This is a genomic window from Thermochromatium tepidum ATCC 43061 (genome assembly GCF_009664085.1).
In the GTDB taxonomy this organism is placed as follows: Bacteria; Pseudomonadota; Gammaproteobacteria; order Chromatiales; family Chromatiaceae; genus Thermochromatium; species Thermochromatium tepidum.
Window position 1 is genome coordinate 1,618,400 of record NZ_CP039268.1, and the last position, 18,542, is coordinate 1,636,941.

Below are 18,542 nucleotides of genomic sequence, written 5' to 3' on the forward strand. Positions count from 1 at the left end.
TAGGACGATCGTGTGGTCAAAGAGATCGACTCCGAGTCTCTGAGCCGGCGGCTGGCGGAGGCTGAAGGCCTGTTGCTGGTGGACATCCGCACACCGGCCGAGATCGCTCAAGGCCTGATCCCAGGCGCCCTGCAATTGCCGATGCACCTGATCCCACTGCGGATGAGCGAGATCCCCAAGGACCAGGATGTCGTCATCTACTGCCGTAGCGGCGCGCGCTCCTACCAGGCCTGCGCCTACCTGATGCAACACGGCTATGGCCGGGTACTCAACCTGCGCGGCGGCATCATCGCCTGGGCGCGTCATGGTCTGCCGATCGTCGCCCCTTAAAGACTGACCCGGCGGCGATCTGTGTCCCCGACTTCCGCTTTCACTACTCCCTTGTTTTTTACTGTAGATTCGCCTATAACCGCGAATCCTTGTTTTTATTGAAATACTGAAACAAGTATTGACGGAGGCTCCCGATGGCTGATTTCGATCAAGAACTCGACGCAAGCGGTCTAAACTGCCCGCTGCCGATCCTGCGCGCCAAGAAGACCCTAGGTGCCATGTCCAGCGGCCAGGTCCTGCATGTCATTGCCACCGATCCCGGTTCGGTCAAGGACTTCGACGCCTTCGCCAAGCAGACCGGAAACACCCTGCTCGAGTCCAAGGAAGAAGGCGGCAAGTTTCACTTTTTGATCAAGAAGTCCTGATCGATCCGCCGGGCGCGCACCTGAAGCCCGGCCTCGGGTTCAAACGCCTTCTCGGCACGACCGACGGCTATCCCAACAACATATGATGCGCGCACCTGACCCAGGGGCCGCGTGGAGGACTCGATGGAACCAAAGAAACTAGCGATCATCGCCACCAAGGGCTCGCTCGATTGGGCCTATCCGCCCTTCATCCTCGCCTCGACCGCCGCTGCCCTGGGCTATGAGGTGCAGGTCTTTTTCACCTTTTATGGTCTGCAACTCCTGAAGAAAAAGCCCAATCTGGAAGTCACCCCCCTGGGCAACCCAGGTATGCCGATGCCCATGGGTATGGACAAGTGGTTCCCGGTGCTGGGTCTGGCGCTGCCCGGCATGCAGGCCCTGATGACCGCCATGATGAAGCAGAAGATGAAGAGCAAGGGCGTAGCCAGCATCGAAGAACTGCGCGCACTCTGCCTAGAGGCGGATGTCAAGATGATCGCCTGTCAGATGACCGTCGACCTCTTCGACATGCCGAAGGACGAGTTCATCGACGGCGTCGAGTATGCTGGCGCAGCGGCCTTCTTCGAGTTCGCCGGCGAGAGCGATATCTGTCTCTATATCTGAGCCTTAAGTCGCGTCCCTGGAGCGACCCAGGTCGCTTTGCCCTACTGATCTCAAACCGTTTGCCCGACATGCCCAACGCCAACTGCACCGGTGCCGCCCTCCTGATCGACGTCCTCAACGATCTTGGGGTCGAGATCCTCTTTGGGCACACAGGCGGGGCCGTGATCCCGATCCATGTCGAGATCAACAAGCGTCTGCGCGCAGGCACGCCCGTGCCGCGCTTCGTGCTCTGTCGTCAGGAGGGCGGTGCCGGACATGCCGCCGAGGGCTATGCGCGTGCCAGCGGTCGGGTCGGGGTGGCCATGGCGACCTCGGGGCCGGGTGCGACCAATCTGGTCACACCGATCGCGGATGCGTACAAGGATTCATTGCCCACACTCTTCATCACCGGTCAGGTCCCGAGCCGCGCCATCGGGACCGATGCCTTCCAGGAGGTCGACACGGTCGGCCTCACCCGCCCCATCTCCAAACACAACTATCTGGTCAAGGATGTGGCTGATCTGGAATGGATCCTGCGCGAGGCCTATGCCCTGGCCAGGGAGGGCCGTCCAGGTCCAGTGGTGGTCGATATCTGCAAGGACGTGCAGATGGCAACGCTGGTCGCGCCAAATCCGCCGCGCGTGCGTCATCGCGAATCCATCGCCTTCGATCCCAAACAGGCCGATGCCATCCTAGAGGCCCTGGCCCACGCCGAGCGTCCGGTGGTCAAGGCCGGGGGCGGGGTCATCCATGCCAATGCCACACTGGCCCTGCAACGCTTCGCCGAGCGCTTCGATGTGCCGGTGACGACCACCTTCAATGCACTTGGCGCCCTGCCCTTCGATCTACCCTACAACCTCGGGATGCCGGGGATGCATGGCACCATTCCGGCCAACTATGCCCTACGCGACGCCGATTTCATCCTCACGCTCGGCGGACGCTTCGACGACCGGGTCGCGGTGCGCGGTTTTGCCACGGGCAAGCGCATTGCCCAGGTCGATATCGATCCCTCTGAGATCGACAAGACCATCGCCACTGATCTCAGTTTGGTCGCAACCCTCGACGAATTCTTGGCCCACGCCCTGGCCTCGGGCCGTTCAGCCCGTCACCCCGAGTGGATGGCCCAGGTCGGCGAGTGGCGCGTGCGCCTGATCCCGCCCTACGGCCAATCCGACTCCATCAAGCCGCAGGCGGTCATCGAGTTTATCTCTGAACTGACCGAGGGCGAGGCGACCCTGGTCACGGGTGTGGGCCAGCATCAGATGTGGGCAGCCCAGTACTATCGCTTCCGCCGTCCGCGTCAGTGGATCAGCTCGGGCGGGCTGGGCACCATGGGCTTCGGGCTGCCAGCAGCGATCGGCGCCTGGTATGGCGACCCCACGCGCCCGGTGGTGCTGATCGACGGCGACGGTAGCTTCCAGATGAACATCCAGGAACTCGGCACCCTGGTCGCCAACCGGATCCCGCTCAAGATGTTCGTTTTGAACAACAGCTTCCTCGGCATGGTGCGCCAGTGGGAAGACATGATGGACGACGGCCATCATTACGAGACCTGTCTGGCGCGCACCGCCGACTGCGACCCGGACTGTATCAATCTCGATCAGGACTGTCGGCGCCAGATCCCCAACCTGACCGGGCTCAAGTACGTCTATCCGCGGCTCAAGACCGTCCGTCTGCGCGATCCGGCGACCCTGCGCGAAGACATCGCCGCCGTGCTCGCCGAGCCGGGACCGGTGCTGGTCGATGTCTGGATCGACAAGGCCGAGAACGTCATCCCCATGATCCGTCCTGGGCACAGTCTGGAACAGATGATCGAGCCCTGATGCCTGCTCCGCCGCGGGGGCGCCGTCTTGCCCCCTCCTCGCACCGCATCCCAGGCTGGGATCAGCGCCGACGCCCAGCCAGTTCGAGCAACTCAATCACCCAAAAAAATACTGACTAAATCCCCTCGCCCCGCGTGCGAATCCGCGTGTGAAGGTGAGGGCGTTTTTCCGTATTCAGCCTTTCTCTAGATCCGGGTCGAGACGCCAGTCAGAAGGCGCTCTGTCCGCTATAGTGTTTAGGGAGACGCTGATCTAATCCTCTCGTCCCCCACTTGCGGGGCAGAGGGCGTTTTTCAGCGTTTCTCTAGAGATCGCCCCAGCTTGCGCTCACCGCCGAGCGCCCGATCCTCGCCGATCCCCATCGACCAGGGTGATCGACCAGGGGCGCGTGATCCATCGCGGGTCCGATATCAGGACTGATGACCACCCAGGACAGCGGTGCTCGGAAGGTTGTCCAGCCGATCCAAGAGCCAATCAGGGACGAGATCACGCCCGGCATCGGATCGATTCGAGCGGATCGGGGCCGAATGACAGCAGGGAATCCATGCCAGCGGATAGGCACTAGACCACCTAGGACTGAAACCACCAACTCATGCAACCCATGATGGAGGATGCATCCATGTTCACGACGACCACTGAGCTCGCCGGACGCACACTCGAGTTCAACAAGGCAGGGTATCTCGTCTCTTTTGACGATTGGGATCGCGAGATCGCCCAGGCCCTCGCCAGCCAGGAGGGCCTGGCCCTGACCGAGCGTCACTGGAAGGTGATCGAGTTCCTGCGCGCCTATTACAGGATCCATGAGATCCCGCCCTCGCCGCGTGTCATCATCCAGGCCATCGGCCAGGAACTCTCGGTGTATGGCCCCTACACCCGCAAGCACCTGGAAGCGCTGTTCCTGAACGGCGGTTGCAAACAGGCCTGTCGGATCGCTGGTCTGCCACGCGCCTATTGTCAGTTCTGTTGATCCCCAGCTCGTGCGGCCAGCGGTGAGGGGACAGCGTCCCCAAAACCCTGTGCCGGGCTGGACTTTGCGCATCGGCAGTGCCTTTTCATATAATCGCGGGCAGCGAGTGACTGTTTTTAATGGAGAAGCAGTGATGCCGACCTATGACTACCGTTGCGACGCCAATGATCGCGTGATCGAGGTGAGCCATCGCATGAACGAGAACCTGACCAACTGGGGCGAGCTGTGCGCGCGCGCCGGGATCGATCTGGGTGATACGCCGGCGGATGCGCCCGTACATCGTCTGGCCACCGGCGGCAACGTCGTCACCAGCTCCAGCCTGGGCAGTGGCTGCCCGCCCACGCCTGCCTGCTCCACCGGTTCCTGCTGTTCCGGCGGCCTGTGCGGGCTGAATTGATCGCCCATTCCAGTCTACCGGGGTCGGCGTGCCGGCCCCGGCCTTCTCCCTCGTCGGACCTGTCCCGACGGACACCATGTGGAGTCCCTGGTCTTGAAGTCCATCCTGGTCGTCCGTCTGAGCGCCATCGGTGACATCGTCTTCGCCTCCCCGCTGATCATGGCGCTGCGTCGGCGCTGGCCGGAGGCGCGCATCGCCTGGCTGGTCCAACCCGAATGCGCAGCACTCCTCAACCGGCACCCGGATCTCGATGCCGTGATCGTCTGTCCGTTGCGTCACTGGCAGCGGCTGTGGCGTGCGCGGCGCTATCCCGAACTCTGGACAGGACTGCGTACCCTGCGCGCCATTCTGCGCCAATATGACTTCGATCTCGCCCTTGACCTGCAGGGTCTATTCAAGAGCGGGGTTTTGGCCTGGCTATCCGGGGCGCCTGAGCGCATCGGGCTGGGGTCGCGCGAGGGCAGTCAGTGGCTGATGACCCGCCGTCTGCCGCGCGGTGGCGACCCCAGGCGGATCAGTTCGGAGTATCGCTTTTTGGCCGAGTCGCTTGCCTTGCCGATCACAGACGACTTTCGGCCAAGGATCTATTATGGCGAGGCAGACGCAGCCTTTGCCGACTCGGTCATCGCGCGTGCGTCGCTTGCCAGCGGCTATGCGGTGTTCTGTCCCTTCACCACCCGACCCCAGAAACACTGGATCGAGGAACGCTGGGCCAGGCTCGCGCACCGTGTCCGCGACGAACTGGGGCTGGTGCCAGTACTGCTCGGTGGACCCAAGGATCGCGAGGCGGCGCGGCGGATCGCCGATGCGGCTGACGATCGGTTGCTCGATCTGACCGGACGGACCACTCTCACCGAGGCCGCGGCCCTGATCGACCGCGCGGCGCTTTTGATCGGCGTCGATACCGGTCTCTCGCACATGGGGATCGCCTGCGCCACGCCGAGTCTGCTCTTGTTCGGCTCGACCTGTCCCTATCTCGACACCACCCGCGCCAATGCGCGGGTGCTCTACCATGCGCGCGCCTGCTCGCCCTGCAAGCGCCGTCCGAGCTGCGACGGGCGCTTCGACTGCATGGGCGCGATCGAGACCGACGAGATCCTGCGCGCCGCCACCGAGGTGTTGCGGGCGTGAGGATCCTGCACGTCGAGGCCGGGCGCCATCTCTACGGCGGGGCCTTCCAGGTGCTGCATCTGGTGCGCGGACTGGCGGCGCGGGGTCATGACAACCTGCTCGTCTGTCCGCGCGGCTGCGCCTTGGCCAAGGCCGCCGCACCCTGTGCCGAGGTCCATGAGCTACCGCTGCATGGCGACGCCGATCTGACGATGATCACACGCCTCTATCGCTTGATCCGCGCCTTTTGCCCGGATCTGGTGCACCTGCACAGCCGCAGCGGCGCCGATGTCATGGGCGGGATCGCGGCGCGTCTGGCCGGGGTACCTGTGATCCATACGCGCCGGGTCGACAATCCCGAGCCGCGCTGGTGGGTCGCCCTCAAGTATCGGCTCTATGATCGGGTCATCGCCATCTCGGACGGGATCGGGCGGGTATTGCTCTCCGAGGGCGTGCCCCCAGCCAAGTTGCGGGTGGTGCGCAGTGCGGTCGATCATGACCGCTATGCGGTACCGGTCGATCGCGTGGCAGTCCGCGCCCGGCTCCAGGTGCCCATGGAGGCGATCCTGATCGGCGTGATCGCGCAGCTGATCCCGCGCAAGGGGCATCGCGTCCTGCTCGGGGCGCTGCCGGACCTGATCGCCACCCATCCCGAGATCCAGGTGCGGTTCTTCGGCCAGGGGCCGCTGGCGGCGGATCTGCAACGCCGGATCGAATCTGCCGGACTCGCTGCTCAGGTTCGGCTTGCCGGTTTTCGCCACGACCTCCCTGAGATCCTGCCCGCGCTCGATCTGGTGGTGCATCCGGCGCTCATGGAGGGACTGGGCGTCTCGCTGCTCCAGGCCGCAGCAGCCGGTGTGCCCATCATCGCGAGCCGGGTCGGCGGCATCCCCGAGGCGGTGCGCGAGGGCGAGAATGGCCTCTTGGTCCCGCCGGGCGACATCGCGGCCCTGCGCGCAGCGATCAGCGCCTTGATCGTGGATCCCGAACGCCGTCGCGCCCTAGGCGCCGGCGGCCGGGCACTCATGGCCCGCGAGTTCTCGCTCGCGGCCATGGTCGAGGGCAATCTTGCGGTCTATCGGGAACTGTTCGGCTCGGGGGGGTTGCTTCGGGGATGAGCGAACCGACCACCCTACAGATGGTCGCCAGCAAGGAACTCGGGGGCGCCGAGCGCTGGTTCATGCGTTTTAGCTTGGCGCTGGCCGAACGCAGGGCCCCGGCGCAACTGGCCATCCGCCGGGGAAGCGCGCTCGACGGGCTGGAGCTCGGCGGGCTCCCGGTCCATCGCCTGCCCTATCGCACTACTTGGGACCCCTGGTCGCGCCGCGCGGTCGGGCGTCTGATCCAGGACCTCAAACCCGAGGTCGTCCAGACCTACATGGGCCGCGCCACCCGGCTCACCCGTCTCTCGCGCCCGGGCGGCCCGGTCCACCTGGCCCGGCTCGGCGGCTATTATGACCTCGGGCCTTACCGTCATGCCCAAGGCTGGATCGGCAACACTAAGGCACTGTGCGACTGGATGGTACGCCAGGGGCTGCCGGCCGCGCGCGTGTATCACATCTATAACTTTGCCGATCCGGCCCACCCGGTTGCACCCGAGCGCATCGCCGCCTGCCGTGCGCTCCACGGCCTGTTGGATGACGCCTGGGTGCTGGTGACGCTGGGGCGTCTGGTGCCGGTCAAGGGCCAGCGCTATCTGATCGAGGCGCTCGCCCGGCTGCCCGAGACCCTCGCCGGGCGTCCGTTGCGACTGGTGATGGTCGGTGACGGCCCGCTCGCTCCAAGGCTGCGCCTCCAGGCCGAACAGAGCGGCCAGTCACACCGGATCGTCTGGGCCGGCTGGCAGGCCGACCCGGCGCCCTATCTCCAGATGGCGGACCTGGTGGTGTTTCCATCGCTCGAGGAAGAGACCCTGGGCAACGTCATCCTCGAGGCCTGGGCCTGGGGCAAGCCCTTGGTGACGGCCAGCTTCCGTGGCGCGCGTGAGCTCACCCGGCACGGCGAGGATGCCTGGTGTGTCCCCTGCGCCGACGCCGCGGCCCTGGCCGAGGGCATCCGCCAGACCCTGTCCGACCCGGCGCTGATGGCGGCGCTGGTCGCGCGCGGGCGGGAGCGGGTGGAACATGAGTTTGGCCGCCGCACCATCCTGGAGCGCTATCTGGAGCTCTATCGCCAGGTCGCAGGTGGCTGAGTCACACCTCAGCCCTCACCCAACCAATCGCGCACCACCAGAAAGCGCTCAAGGAGTTCGGACTCAGGTGTCCCAGGCGCAGGCCGATGGTCGTAGCGCCAGCTCACCTCGGGCGGCATGGAGACCAGGATGGATTCGGTGCGCCCGCCCGATTGCAGCCCAAACAGCGTGCCCCGGTCCTGGACCAGATTGAACTCGACATAGCGCCCGCGCCGGATCTTCTGAAACTCGCGCTCGCGCTCGCCATAGCGCATGCCCCGGCGACGCTCGACGATCGGCAGATAGCCGGTCAGATAATGGTCACCGACATGACGCCAGAAGGCGAAGGCCGACTCGAAGCCGCCCTGGTCGAAGTCGTCGAAGAAGATCCCCCCGACACCGCGCGGCTCCTGACGGTGCTTGATGAAGAAATACTCGTCGCACCAAGACTTGAATCTGGGATAGAGATCCGCACCGAAGGGCTCACAGGCCGCGCGCGCATTGCGATGCCAGTGGACGACGTCCTCCTCGAAGCCATAATAGGGCGTGAGATCAAAACCGCCGCCGAACCACCACACCGGCTCGGCGCCGTCTTGCTCGGCCTGGAAGAACCGCAGATTGAGATGCGAGGAGGGCACATAGGGGTTGAGTGGATGGGCGACCAGCGACACCCCCAGGGCCTCGAAACGCCGTCCGGCCAGCTCGGGCCGCTGGGCGCTGGCCGAGGGCGGTAGGCGCTCGCCCTGGACGTGCGAGAAATTGATCCCGCACTGCTCGAACACCCGCCCCGCGCGGATCACGCGCGTGCGCCCGCCCCCACCGCCGGGCCGCTCCCAGTGATCCTCGCGCTGCTCGGCCCCAGGGTCGAGGACGCGCAGGGCCGCGGTGATCTGATCCTGGAGGGCGAGCAGATAGGTCTCAACGGCCTTAAGGTCGGGTCGGCTCGCCATGGTCATGAATCCTTATCGTTGAACTGGAATCAGGGCCAACCATAACCGAGTCATGACCCCGAAGGCGAGCGACAACGCGACCTCCCTCTCACGAGATCTGAAACGATACGGACCACTCTGTAATGTCAAAGCGTCACTGGTATTGGTGGATCCCGCTGGCCCTGGTCTTTGCCAGCGCGCTGGGTACGGTGGGACTGATCCTTTGGATCGCCAAGCGCGCCGAGCCAATCTATTCGGGCACCCTTGAGCTCGCCGGACTCAGCCGACCGGTCGAGGTCCGCTTTGGTCCCCATGCTGTGCCGACCCTCGTGGCGAGCGATCTAGAGGACCTGATCTTCGCCCAAGGCTATGTAACGGCCGCAGAGCGGATGTGGCAGATGGACCTGCTGCGCCGTCTCGGGGGCGGGCGCCTGGCCGAGCTCTTCGGGCAGGATGCCGTGGCGGTCGATCGTTTCTTCCGTACCCTGGGGCTACCGCTCGAGGCGCGGCGCGCCTTAGAGGCCCTGGAGGCCTCCGATCGCGCCCTGCTCGCGGCCTATGCTGCCGGGGTCAATGCCTATCGCGAGAGGGCGCGTCACCGCCTGCCGCTGGAATATGTGATCGCTGGACTGGAGCCTGCGCCCTGGCAGCCCGAGGACAGTCTGGTGATCGGCGCCTACATGGCCTGGACCCAATCGTTCAACATGCGCGCCGAGCTGACCTTTCTGCGCCTGGCGCGCCGCATCGGACCCGAGCGGGCACGGCTGCTGTTTCCGACCGATGCCGGTCTGGCACCTCCCGAGGTCCCGCCCGAGCTGGTCGCCTACCTCGCCACCACGGCCACCGGTCCATCCTCGCGCCCCGGATTCGACAGCGCGGCGATCGTCCCCTTCATCGACCTGCCTGCCTGGCCTGGCCTGCCGCCACCAACCGCCGCCAGCAACGCCTGGCTGGCGACCGGCGCGCGCACTGCCACCGGCGAGGCACTCCTCGCCAATGATCCGCACCTGGCCTTCTCGATGCCCGGACCCTGGTATGAGCTGGAGCTGATCGGCCCCAGGCTGCATGTCGCCGGCGTCAGCCTGCCTGGGGTGCCGTTGGTCCTGATCGGACACAATGCCGATCTGGCCTGGGGTATCACGACGGCCGTTGCCGACACCCAGGACCTCTTCATCGAACGCCCAACCCCTGATGGACGCGCCGTAGAGCGCGAGGGACGCACCCCAGAACCGATCCAGGTCCGCTACGAAGCCATCCAGGTTCGGGGGACTGACCCGATCGAGATCGCGATCCGCTCGACCAGTCGCGGCGTGGTATTGAATGACATCCTGGGGGTGAGGACCGCAACCCCCATGGATCTAGCCGACCCTGATCTCGATGCCCTGATCGTCCTGCGTCAGAACCACGATCATCCGGATCAAAGCTTTCAGGCCGTGCGCCGTCTCTGTCAGGCCCGGACGCTGGATGAGGCCCGGGCAGCAGGACTGGACTTCCGGCATGTCGTGCTCAACCTGATGCTGGCCCATCACGACGGCGGCATCGCCTGGCAGATGACAGGTGTCCTGCCCCAACGCGGGCGCGGGGCGGGCGCCTTCCCCAACCCAGGGTGGAACGACGACTACGCCTGGCGGGGCGAGGTGCCTCAGGCGCTCAATCCGAGCCTGACCGATCCGCCCTCGGGGATCATCATCACCGCCAACCAGCGCACCATTCCGCCCGATCATCCGCTCCGGGTCAGCAACGCCTGGATGTCACCACACCGGGCCCAGCGCATCGCCGCTCGGATCGAGAACGCCGGGCCGCTCACCCCCGAGTCGATGGCGGCGATCCAGGCCGACCGCATCAGTCTCCAGGGCCGGATGATGCAGTCCTCGCTGCGCCGGCTAGAGGCCGAGATCCGCGCGCTTGACCCCGGCGCCTGGTTGCTCGCCGAGCGCCATGTGCTCGACTGGGACGGGGACATGGACGCCTCCAGCCGCCCGGCCGCCTTCGCCGCCCTGTTGGAGCCGGCGCTGTTCCAGGCCCTCTATGGCGATGAATTGGGCGAGGACCTGCCTTATCTGCTGTCACTGGCGATCGTCGCCTACAACCCGCTCCAAGAAACGCTGCGCACGGGCGAATCCGCATTCTGGGACGATGTCACGACCCCAGAACCCGAGACGCCCGCTGCGATCTGGGCCCGGGCGCTGCGCAAAGCCAAGACCGCCCTGGATGGCTATGGAGCCGAGGTCCGGCTCGCCGACCTCCGCCGGGTCCGCTTCACCCATGCCTTCGATCGGCTACCGCTCCTGGGCGATCTCTTCAGTGTCGGACCCATTGGGGTCGGTGGCAGTTCGGACACCGTCGATGTCATCAAGACCGAACCCCAGGCGCCGGGCAAGGGGCTGTTCGGCGCCTCGATGCGCGTGGTCGCGACCCCGGCCGACTGGCGCCGAACGCGCGGTACCCTGACGCTCGGTCAGTCGGGCCATCGCTTCTCACCCTACCGTTCCGATCAGCTCGAGGACTGGCTCGTGGTCCGCTCCCATCCCTGGCCCTGGAACGGGCCGGATGACGCCCACACACTGGGTCGGTTGCAGCTCGATCCGCTCGATGCGAGCGAACGGGTCGAACGCTAGGAAAACGCTGAATAAATCGCGTGCCTCTCAATCGCGGCTGAAGCCGCTCCTAAAAAATCAATGGGTTACGCGAGAAGGTTTTGCCACGAATGGCAAAAATCAGCGTTTCCCTAGGTGTCAAGTCCCCTGAGATTACAGACGTATTTTTTGAAGCGTTCGGGGCATGTGTCACACCAGTCCTTGAGCGCCTGGATCGGGGCGATGTGGCCGAGGGCTTGCCGGCGCTCGGCCAGATCCCGAGTCGGGAGCCTCAAGGTCTGGATCTCACGGCGAATAGCGGGCGTTTTTGTGCAGACGGATCACCATGGGGCGCCTTTAGCCACGATTGGGGGAGATGGGATTGATAAGGGACACAGGATAACGGTCTGGAACTCGGGGAGGCTTGACATAAATGAATCCTCGCGTGCCGTTCCGGCCCATGCCATCATGGGCGCCGGGCCTGCGGATACCATCTACTGTATGGACAAGGCAATCCTATTCGTTGCGTTGCCCATGGCGATGAACTGCCAAGGATCTATCCTTGGACTGTCTCGCACAGCGCGATCCAGCACCATCCAACTCCATCCAACCTGAAGAAATCCTGCCCCTATGTCTAGCCAAAAACCAAGCGCTTCAGAATCAGATCGTCGCACGCAAACGCGATTGAGTGCGCAGGTGCCCATTCAGCTGCGTGTCGGCAGTGAATCGCAAACACGTCCAGCCACCCTGATCGATCTATCCTGGGGCGGCGCACTCTGTCAGGCGACCACAGCACTGCCGCCCGGCGAAACCCGGATCTGGCTAAAGCTACCCTGGGCCTCGGCTGAAACGATCGACATCGAAGCCCAGCTGCTGCGTCAGAAGGATCTGGAGGATGGCCGCCATCATTTCGCCGTGCGTTTCCAGCGCCTGTCGCTGGTCAATCAAGCCCGGCTGGAAAAATTGCTTGGCCATCTTCAAGAGGGCGACGCCAAGGGTCCGCCCGACCACCAGGCCAAACCCTTGGTCGCCACGCTGGACGTCTTGATCCAGACACTCGACGAGTGGCGCGGGGCGCTCAGTGAGATTGCCAAGGGGCAACTACGGATCAGCGCGCCGGTCGATTTTGTGCCTGGTCAAAGCCTCAGTCTGCAATTCACCGGCGCCCCAGCCCGCGCGCGTCTTCGACTGCGTGCCCGGATCCTAAACCGCGAAGACCCGCCGCAAGGCTTCTTTGAAAAGGCCCCGGCGCGGCTGACCCTGGAATTCGAGCACCCCTTGGACATCCTACGTCAGTGGTCCGAATGGCTGTTGCGGCAAATACCACCACCGGACTCGGCGTCCTCGCCACGGGCGGATGATCAGCCGCAGGTCGCACCACCAGAGGCCATTAAGGCTCAACTGATTGTGAGCACCGTACAGCGTACGGCCCTGGAAGCCTTCTTTCCGGAATCCCTTGACTACTTAACGACGGTGTGGGGGGATGTCGACGCCTTTGATTCTGTGTTCCGCCGACTCATCTTTGGCGAGACCGATACGCTCGGCACCTGGACACCGGAGGCCTGGGAAGAGCTTCAATTTCTACAAGCCGTGCATGACGAGGCCTATGGCCTACCCGAGTCGCGCAGCATTCAACTAAAACCTGGCCGCGCCCGTTAGGCCTACCACAAAGTTAGACGATCATGCATGACTCCAAATTAACTCAAAGTGCTATTGACATGCTCGAAAAGCGCTCACAGCGCCGCGTTGGCCTTGAGATCCCCATCAAGGTCTGCCGACCCGGCTCCAATACCGCCATTACGGCGCACTATCAAGATCTCTCCTGGGCGGGGGCCAGCTTCATCACCAATGACATCAGCATTCAGCCTGGTGATCGACTGATCCTGTATTTTCCCTGGACGAACAGACAGTCGTTTACGATCGAGGCCGATGTCATGCGCTGTGAAACGCTGGAGGCCGAGCGGCATCGGGTGGCTGTACGCTTCACCACAGTTGGTCATCAGGATAACCAACGGCTTACTAAGCTGATCGAATTGCTATCGTCCGGCCAACCCGAGGTCTCCCAAGGAACCCCACCATTCGTACCCACCCTGGAGCTGGTCTTCGATGATCAAGAAGAGATGCGCCAAAAGCTGTCCGAGATCGCCCTGGGGGGGGTGTCCATCACCGCCTTCGGTGCCTATCAAATCGGTCAGAGCCTGCTGCTATCTGTGGGGTATCCCGATGATTTTCAGACCTTGCGCCTCCGTGCCCGCGTCAAGTCGCAGTCCATCGAGGATCCGGGTGACAGCCTGCGTCCGTGTCTCGTCACCCTAGAGCTCGCGTTCGAGCACCCGCTCGATGAATTGCAGAGACTGACTCAGCGTCACATGCGCCTTGAGCGCAAGTGACCATCAAGTTTTGCGCCAAAGCCGTCTTGACCTGTCCTCGATCCCGAGTCTGGCCAGGCTATATTCGAACGCCAGCGGCGTCATGCCGAGCGTGCGAGCGGCGGCCTGATTCGAATGTGCCTGATCAAGTGCCGTGCGCGCCGACCCCACGGGCACAAGCATGTTGAGGCGCTCCTCGTTGGTGGGCAGATAGAGATCCTTGACCTCGATGCACTCGCCCTCGCACAAGGCCAGGGCGCGCTCCAGGATGTTTTCGAGTTCGCGCACATTACCTGGGAAGGAATAACGCATGAGCGCGGCCATGGCCTCCTCCGAGAGCCTCGGGGCGACTGTCCCCACAGCCATCGGGCTGAGTTTTCGCAAGATATGGGTCGCCAGTGGGCGGATGTCCTCGGGTCGCTCGCGCAGGGGCGGTAAGCGTAGCTCGATGACATTGATCCGATAAAAGAGATCCTGCCGAAAGCGCCCCTCCTCGACCTCCCGCGCCAGATCGCGATGACTGGCGCTGATGAGCCGCACATTGACCGGGACCTCGCGCGCCGCGCCAACCGGACGCACGCTCTTCTCTTGGATGGCGCGCAGCAGCTTGACCTGGGCCGAAAGGGGCAGGTCGGCCAGTTCGTCGAGGAAGAGCGTTCCACCGGCGGCGGCCTGGAACAGGCCCTCCTTGTCGGTCACCGCGCCGGTGAAACTGCCCTTCTTGTGCCCGAATAACTCGCTTTCGACCAGGTCGTGCGGAATGGCCCCGCAGTTGACCGGCACAAAGGGGCCGTCACGGCGCGGCCCCTGGGCATGGATCAGACGCGCGGCCAACTCCTTGCCCGTACCGCTCTCACCGGTGATGAAGACAGGCGCCTGGGTGCGGGCAAGCTTGGCGATCAGGGTACGAATCTGCTGCATCGCTGGCGAGTCGCCAAGCAGGGGTGGCTCTGACCCGGAACGCGCTTCGGTAGTGATTGCCCGTCCGCGCAGTCTGAGCGCCGACTCGACGAGGTTGCGCAGGGCCGAAAGATCGACCGGCTTGGCGACGAAATCGAAGGCCCCGGCCTTCATCGCGGCGACGGCTGATTCCATGTTGCCGTGGGCTGTGATCATGGCCACCGGCAGTTCTGGATAATGGGCATTGATATAGCGCAGCAGGTCAAGTCCGGTCCCGTCCGGCAGACAGAGGTCGGTGAGACAGAGGTCGGGGCGATGGCGCTCCAGTTGGAGCTTGGCCTCGGCGACCGTCGAGGCCGTCACCGCTGACACGTCCATGCGCCCAAGCGTGATGCGGATCAGCTCGAGTAGATCGGCTTCGTCGTCGACCGCGAGCACCAAGGGTCTGGACATATCCAGCGTTCGGACTACAGCTTCATGGTGTGGCGGTTGAGCGTGTCTTGCCAGCACGGAAACAGGCGCAACGCTGTTTCATAAGGCGAGTGGTGGAGCTGAGGGGGATCGAACCCCTGACCTCCGCATTGCGAACGCGGCGCTCTCCCAGCTGAGCTACAGCCCCGTCGTAAACAACCCTCGACTGAAGTCGAAGGCTTTATTGTAAGACGCAGCAAACATGGTTGACCGCATCCCCAACATTGGGCGTGTTTACAGCCGCCCTTGGCAGCGGGGCTCCACTGCCAATCCGGGCCAGGTTTCGACTGGCGTTGCAGTCTGCGTGCGCCCGGAGACCACACTTGCGGTGCATTATACACCACATGGCGCACTTCGCGCGCCCGCCATTCCTCCCGCGACTCAAGTCGCGGGTTTCCTTGCGGAGGGTCTATGAAGGGTTAACAGCCACCCCTCACGATGGAGGGGGTACAGGCAGACCCCATTCTGCGTCATTCCGTCCGGCGTGACAAGCGGTAAAAAGCGGCACTCAGCCGGTCGTTGCCCGCACCGCCTGATTGAGCGCATTGGCGTCGGCATGTGGCAGCGGCAGATAGACCGCACCCATCTCACGCGCCAATTCACGCCCCTGGGGCTGCGGACGCGGCGAGGTATCGATCACCAGGGCGGCGATCTCCAGCGAGCGTACCAGACGCGCGGCGGCCAGTGCCTCCTCGGCGGCGCGGGTCCGTCCACCGCTGCCATCGCGCGCGACATTGGCGCGACCGTCGGTCATGAGGATCAGTACTGGTGTGCCGCCACGCCGCTGCACGCCCTCGGCCAGCATCCTTCCCAGGTCGATGCCCGAAGCCAGCGGCGTGCCACCACCGCCCGGGAGGCCGGCCAGACTGCGCTTGGCGCGTACCAGCGAGCGCGTTGGCGGCAGCAACACCTCGGCCCCCTGCCCCCGGAACGCCACCAGTGCCACCTGATCGCGGCGGACATAGCAGTCGGCCAGCAACAGCTCGACCGCACCCTTGGCCTCGGCCAGACGGTGCAAGGCCGAGGAGCCGGAGGCATCGACCACGAAGATGGTGGTGCTCTCGGACTTGTGTTTGAAGCGGGTGATGCGGAAGTCGTCCGGTCGGATCTCGAGCCGGTTGGAGGCCCTTCCGGCGCGCGCGCGTTCCTCGCGACGGATGCGCTGCCAGGGCGCTGCGGCACGCAGGGTCTCGATCACGTTCAACCGCTGTCCGGCACGCGGCTCGCCGCGCAACACCCCGGCGGGACGTCCGCGCGTCGGTGCATTCTGGATCGCACCGGCCTTGCCGGTGGCGCGCGCGCGCGAGCGGCGCAGCTTGCCCATCTGGAGCTGGGCCAGCAGTCCGGCCGGGATCGCCGCCTTGGTCGCCTCTAGGATCCGGTCCTGAAGCTCCTGGGGTTCCTGCGGCTCCTGGTTGGACTGTTCTTCGTCCTGATTCGGCTCCTCTGGCTCGGGTGGCGGCGGCTCGGCGTCCGGCGGCGGCTCCATCGGCGGGAGCTGGGTGGCGCGCGGGGCGAGCACCAGGCGTCCGGCGACGGCCAGGTCCTCCTCGGTCACGGCGTCGCGGCCTTCGAGTGCGGCATGGGCGCGGGCGGCACGGGTGGCGAAGATCGAGGCGCGCAGCGAGGGGATGCCGAGCGCCAGCGCGATGCCGCATAGCGTCTCGACCTGGGCATCGGTGATCCTGACATTGGGCAGACGCGGGCGTGCGGCGAGCACATCCTCGACACCATAGTCACAAGCGATGGTCTGGTCGTAGCGGATGCCATTGAGCTCCAGATGGAAAGCCAGGCGATCGAGCAACGCATTCGTAAGCCCCTCGTCCTCGCCCACACCCTCGTCGAGCGCCACCACGGCAAAGCGCGACGGCGTGCGCATGGCCAAGCCATCGCGTTCCAGGATCACCTCGCCCTGGTCAAAGGCCAGGTTGAGCCGGGCCACGGTCCCGGGCGCGATGCGCTCGGCCATCGCCAGCTCGACGATGCCACCGTCGGCCTCGACCAGCAATCCCTTCTCGGCCACCGGGCGCCCGGCATTGAGCGTGGCCGCCAGATCCAGTCCGCCGAGCAGTCGCCCATCCGTGACATGCAGCGGGATGCGCCGCAGGGGTGTTCCCTCGGGCTGGAGATCGCGCATGATCGACAGCCACTGGTCGCGTACCGGACCGGGGAGCGCGCGCAGCGCCACACCACCGGTCCCGACCGGATCGATCGTCATCAGGACCGCCGCCAGCACGGCATCGTCCCAAGGCGAGGGCCCCGGACCCGAGGGGACCGCTCTAGCGCCGTCCGCGACAACAGGATTCGCGCCGAGCGTGGTCATTCGCCGAACAGCTCCTTGATCGCGCGCTCGACCCGGCTGGTCGAGCCAGACTCATCGAGCGGGTCACGACGCAGACGATGGCGCAGCGCCGAGACGGCGATGGTCTTGACATGCTCGATGGTGACGGTCCTGTCGCCCTGGAGTGCCGCCAGGGCGCGCGCCGCGCGGATCACGGTCAGCTCGCCGCGCAGACCGTCGGTCCCGAGCTTGATGCAGAGCTTGGCCGTTTCTTCGAGCGTCCGGTCTGGCACCTCGACCTCGGGCAGCAGCTTTTTGGCCTTCTGGATCTGGCGGCTGATCTTGGCGTCCTTGCCCTTCCACTTCTCGACGAAGGCGACGGGATCGCGCTCGAACTCGTCGCGCAGACGCACCACCTGCATACGGGTGGGGAGATCGGTCGGCGTCTTGACCTCGACTGAGAGACCGAAGCGATCCTGCAACTGAGGTCGCAGCTCACCCTCTTCCGGGTTGCCCGAGCCGACCAGAACGAAACGCGCCGGATGACGTACGCTCAGTCCCTCGCGCTCGACCAGGTTTTGACCCGAAGCGGCCACGTCCAAGAGCGAGTCGACCAGATGGTCTTCGAGCAGATTGACCTCATCGATATAGAGAAAACCGCGATGGGCGCGCGCCAAGAGACCTGGCTCGAACGCCTTTTCGCCCCTGGTCAGGGCGCGTTCTAGATCGAGCGCACCGATGACGCGGTCCTCGGTAGCGCCAAGCGGTAGATCCACCACAGGGACTGGCACCTGCCGGCTCTTGAGGGTCCCATGCTTGGCCTTTTTGGTACGGCACTCCTCGCACAGATAGTCGTCGCTGGCCTCGGGGTCGCAGTTATAAGGGCAATCGGCGGCACGCATCTTCGGCAGCAGGGCAGCCAGTCCACGGATAGCGGTGGATTTACCCGTACCACGATCACCGAAGACGAGCACGCCGCCGATGGAGGGATCGATGGCCGCCATCAGCAGGGAGCGTTTCATCTCTTCCTGGGCGACGATGGCGGAAAAGGGAAAAGGGATGGGCATACGTGGCGAACCTGGTTCGTATTTGATCGGACAGAAAGATCCAACCCGCACCGACAAGCCGGCAGGTACGGGCGCGAAAATCAAGCCTGCGACCCTAGCGCCCCTGGGTAGGAGAGGTCAAGTTCCAAACGTATCGGCCACAAGTCCGGCGCACGGATGACGTACAATGCACCGACCCGACTCTCGGGTCTCTCAACAGATGAAG

16 protein-coding genes, 1 tRNA gene and 1 pseudogene are annotated in these 18,542 nt (G+C 64.6%); 12 read left to right on the plus strand and 6 right to left on the minus strand.

From position 1 onward, the window contains the following. The first annotated feature begins 12 nt into the window (after positions 1–12). The 9 genes from E6P07_RS07400 to E6P07_RS07440 all read left to right on the plus strand — a co-directional run bounded on the left by E6P07_RS07400 (position 13) and on the right by E6P07_RS07440 (position 7,765). A complete protein-coding gene (locus E6P07_RS07400; RefSeq protein WP_153975015.1) occupies positions 13–330 on the plus strand; it encodes a rhd_2599 family sulfurtransferase in 318 nt (105 codons plus the stop codon). Between the two features lie 134 nt (positions 331–464). Next, positions 465–695, plus strand: coding sequence for a sulfurtransferase TusA family protein (locus tag E6P07_RS07405; protein ID WP_153975016.1), 231 nt, complete (start codon positions 465–467; stop codon positions 693–695). Between the two features lie 123 nt (positions 696–818). Beyond that, positions 819–1,298 (plus strand): sulfur carrier protein DsrE2, encoded by a 480-nt coding sequence (gene dsrE2 / locus E6P07_RS07410; protein WP_153975017.1) that lies wholly within the window; start codon positions 819–821, stop codon positions 1,296–1,298. A gap of 68 nt (positions 1,299–1,366) precedes the next feature. Beyond that, positions 1,367–3,100, plus strand: a complete 1,734-nt coding sequence (gene ilvB, locus E6P07_RS07415) for a biosynthetic-type acetolactate synthase large subunit (RefSeq protein WP_153975018.1) — start codon at positions 1,367–1,369, stop codon at positions 3,098–3,100. Positions 3,101–3,719: 619 nt separating this feature from the next. Beyond that, on the plus strand, positions 3,720–4,067 hold the full coding sequence (locus E6P07_RS07420) for a TusE/DsrC/DsvC family sulfur relay protein (RefSeq protein WP_153975019.1): 348 nt from the start codon (positions 3,720–3,722) through the stop codon (positions 4,065–4,067). A 133-nt stretch (positions 4,068–4,200) separates the two neighbouring features. After that, a complete protein-coding gene (locus tag E6P07_RS07425; RefSeq protein WP_153975020.1) occupies positions 4,201–4,464 on the plus strand; it encodes an FmdB family zinc ribbon protein in 264 nt (87 codons plus the stop codon). 93 nt (positions 4,465–4,557) lie between these two features. Next, on the plus strand, positions 4,558–5,595 hold the full coding sequence (locus tag E6P07_RS07430) for a glycosyltransferase family 9 protein (RefSeq protein ID WP_153975021.1): 1,038 nt from the start codon (positions 4,558–4,560) through the stop codon (positions 5,593–5,595). Further along, positions 5,592–6,692 carry a glycosyltransferase gene (locus E6P07_RS07435; RefSeq protein ID WP_153975022.1) on the plus strand — a complete coding sequence of 367 codons (1,101 nt, stop codon included), beginning with the start codon at positions 5,592–5,594 and terminating at the stop codon, positions 6,690–6,692. The genes E6P07_RS07430 and E6P07_RS07435 overlap by 4 nt, the downstream gene beginning before the upstream one ends. After that, complete coding sequence (locus E6P07_RS07440) at positions 6,689–7,765, plus strand: glycosyltransferase (protein WP_153975023.1); 1,077 nt, start codon at positions 6,689–6,691, stop codon at positions 7,763–7,765. The genes E6P07_RS07435 and E6P07_RS07440 overlap by 4 nt, the downstream gene beginning before the upstream one ends. 8 nt (positions 7,766–7,773) lie before the next feature. On the opposite strand, the gene hemF is transcribed toward E6P07_RS07440, so the two are convergent. Continuing rightward, positions 7,774–8,694, minus strand: coding sequence for an oxygen-dependent coproporphyrinogen oxidase (gene hemF, locus E6P07_RS07445; RefSeq protein WP_153975024.1), 921 nt, complete (start codon positions 8,692–8,694; stop codon positions 7,774–7,776). A 122-nt stretch (positions 8,695–8,816) separates the two neighbouring features. On the opposite strand from hemF, the gene E6P07_RS07450 reads away from it, so the two are divergent. Further along, positions 8,817–11,291: a penicillin acylase family protein gene (locus E6P07_RS07450; protein WP_153975025.1), complete on the plus strand. Its 2,475-nt coding sequence runs from the start codon at positions 8,817–8,819 to the stop codon at positions 11,289–11,291. Between the two features lie 110 nt (positions 11,292–11,401). On the opposite strand, the pseudogene E6P07_RS07455 reads toward E6P07_RS07450, so the two are convergent. Then, positions 11,402–11,512, minus strand: a pseudogene (locus E6P07_RS07455) (IS481 family transposase); the annotation flags it as partial. A 367-nt stretch (positions 11,513–11,879) separates the two neighbouring features. On the opposite strand from E6P07_RS07455, the gene E6P07_RS07460 reads away from it, so the two are divergent. Then, a complete protein-coding gene (locus E6P07_RS07460; protein WP_153975026.1) occupies positions 11,880–12,908 on the plus strand; it encodes a PilZ domain-containing protein in 1,029 nt (342 codons plus the stop codon). Between the two features lie 59 nt (positions 12,909–12,967). After that, positions 12,968–13,639: a PilZ domain-containing protein gene (locus tag E6P07_RS07465; protein ID WP_162008616.1), complete on the plus strand. Its 672-nt coding sequence runs from the start codon at positions 12,968–12,970 to the stop codon at positions 13,637–13,639. A 3-nt stretch (positions 13,640–13,642) separates the two neighbouring features. On the opposite strand, the gene E6P07_RS07470 is transcribed toward E6P07_RS07465, so the two are convergent. The 4 genes from E6P07_RS07470 to bchI form a co-directional block, all read right to left on the minus strand. Then, on the minus strand, positions 13,643–14,971 hold the full coding sequence (locus E6P07_RS07470; RefSeq protein WP_153975028.1) for a sigma-54-dependent transcriptional regulator: 1,329 nt from the start codon (positions 14,969–14,971) through the stop codon (positions 13,643–13,645). Between the two features lie 90 nt (positions 14,972–15,061). Beyond that, a tRNA-Ala gene (locus E6P07_RS07475) sits at positions 15,062–15,137 on the minus strand. A gap of 360 nt (positions 15,138–15,497) precedes the next feature. Next, the gene (locus tag E6P07_RS07480; RefSeq protein ID WP_153975029.1) at positions 15,498–17,312 is read right to left on the minus strand and encodes a magnesium chelatase subunit D; all 1,815 of its coding nucleotides are present in this window, start codon (positions 17,310–17,312) and stop codon (positions 15,498–15,500) included. After that, positions 17,309–18,337: a magnesium chelatase ATPase subunit I gene (gene bchI, locus E6P07_RS07485; protein WP_153975030.1), complete on the minus strand. Its 1,029-nt coding sequence runs from the start codon at positions 18,335–18,337 to the stop codon at positions 17,309–17,311. Before bchI ends, E6P07_RS07480 begins: the two co-directional genes overlap by 4 nt. Positions 18,338–18,542 lie beyond the last annotated feature (205 nt).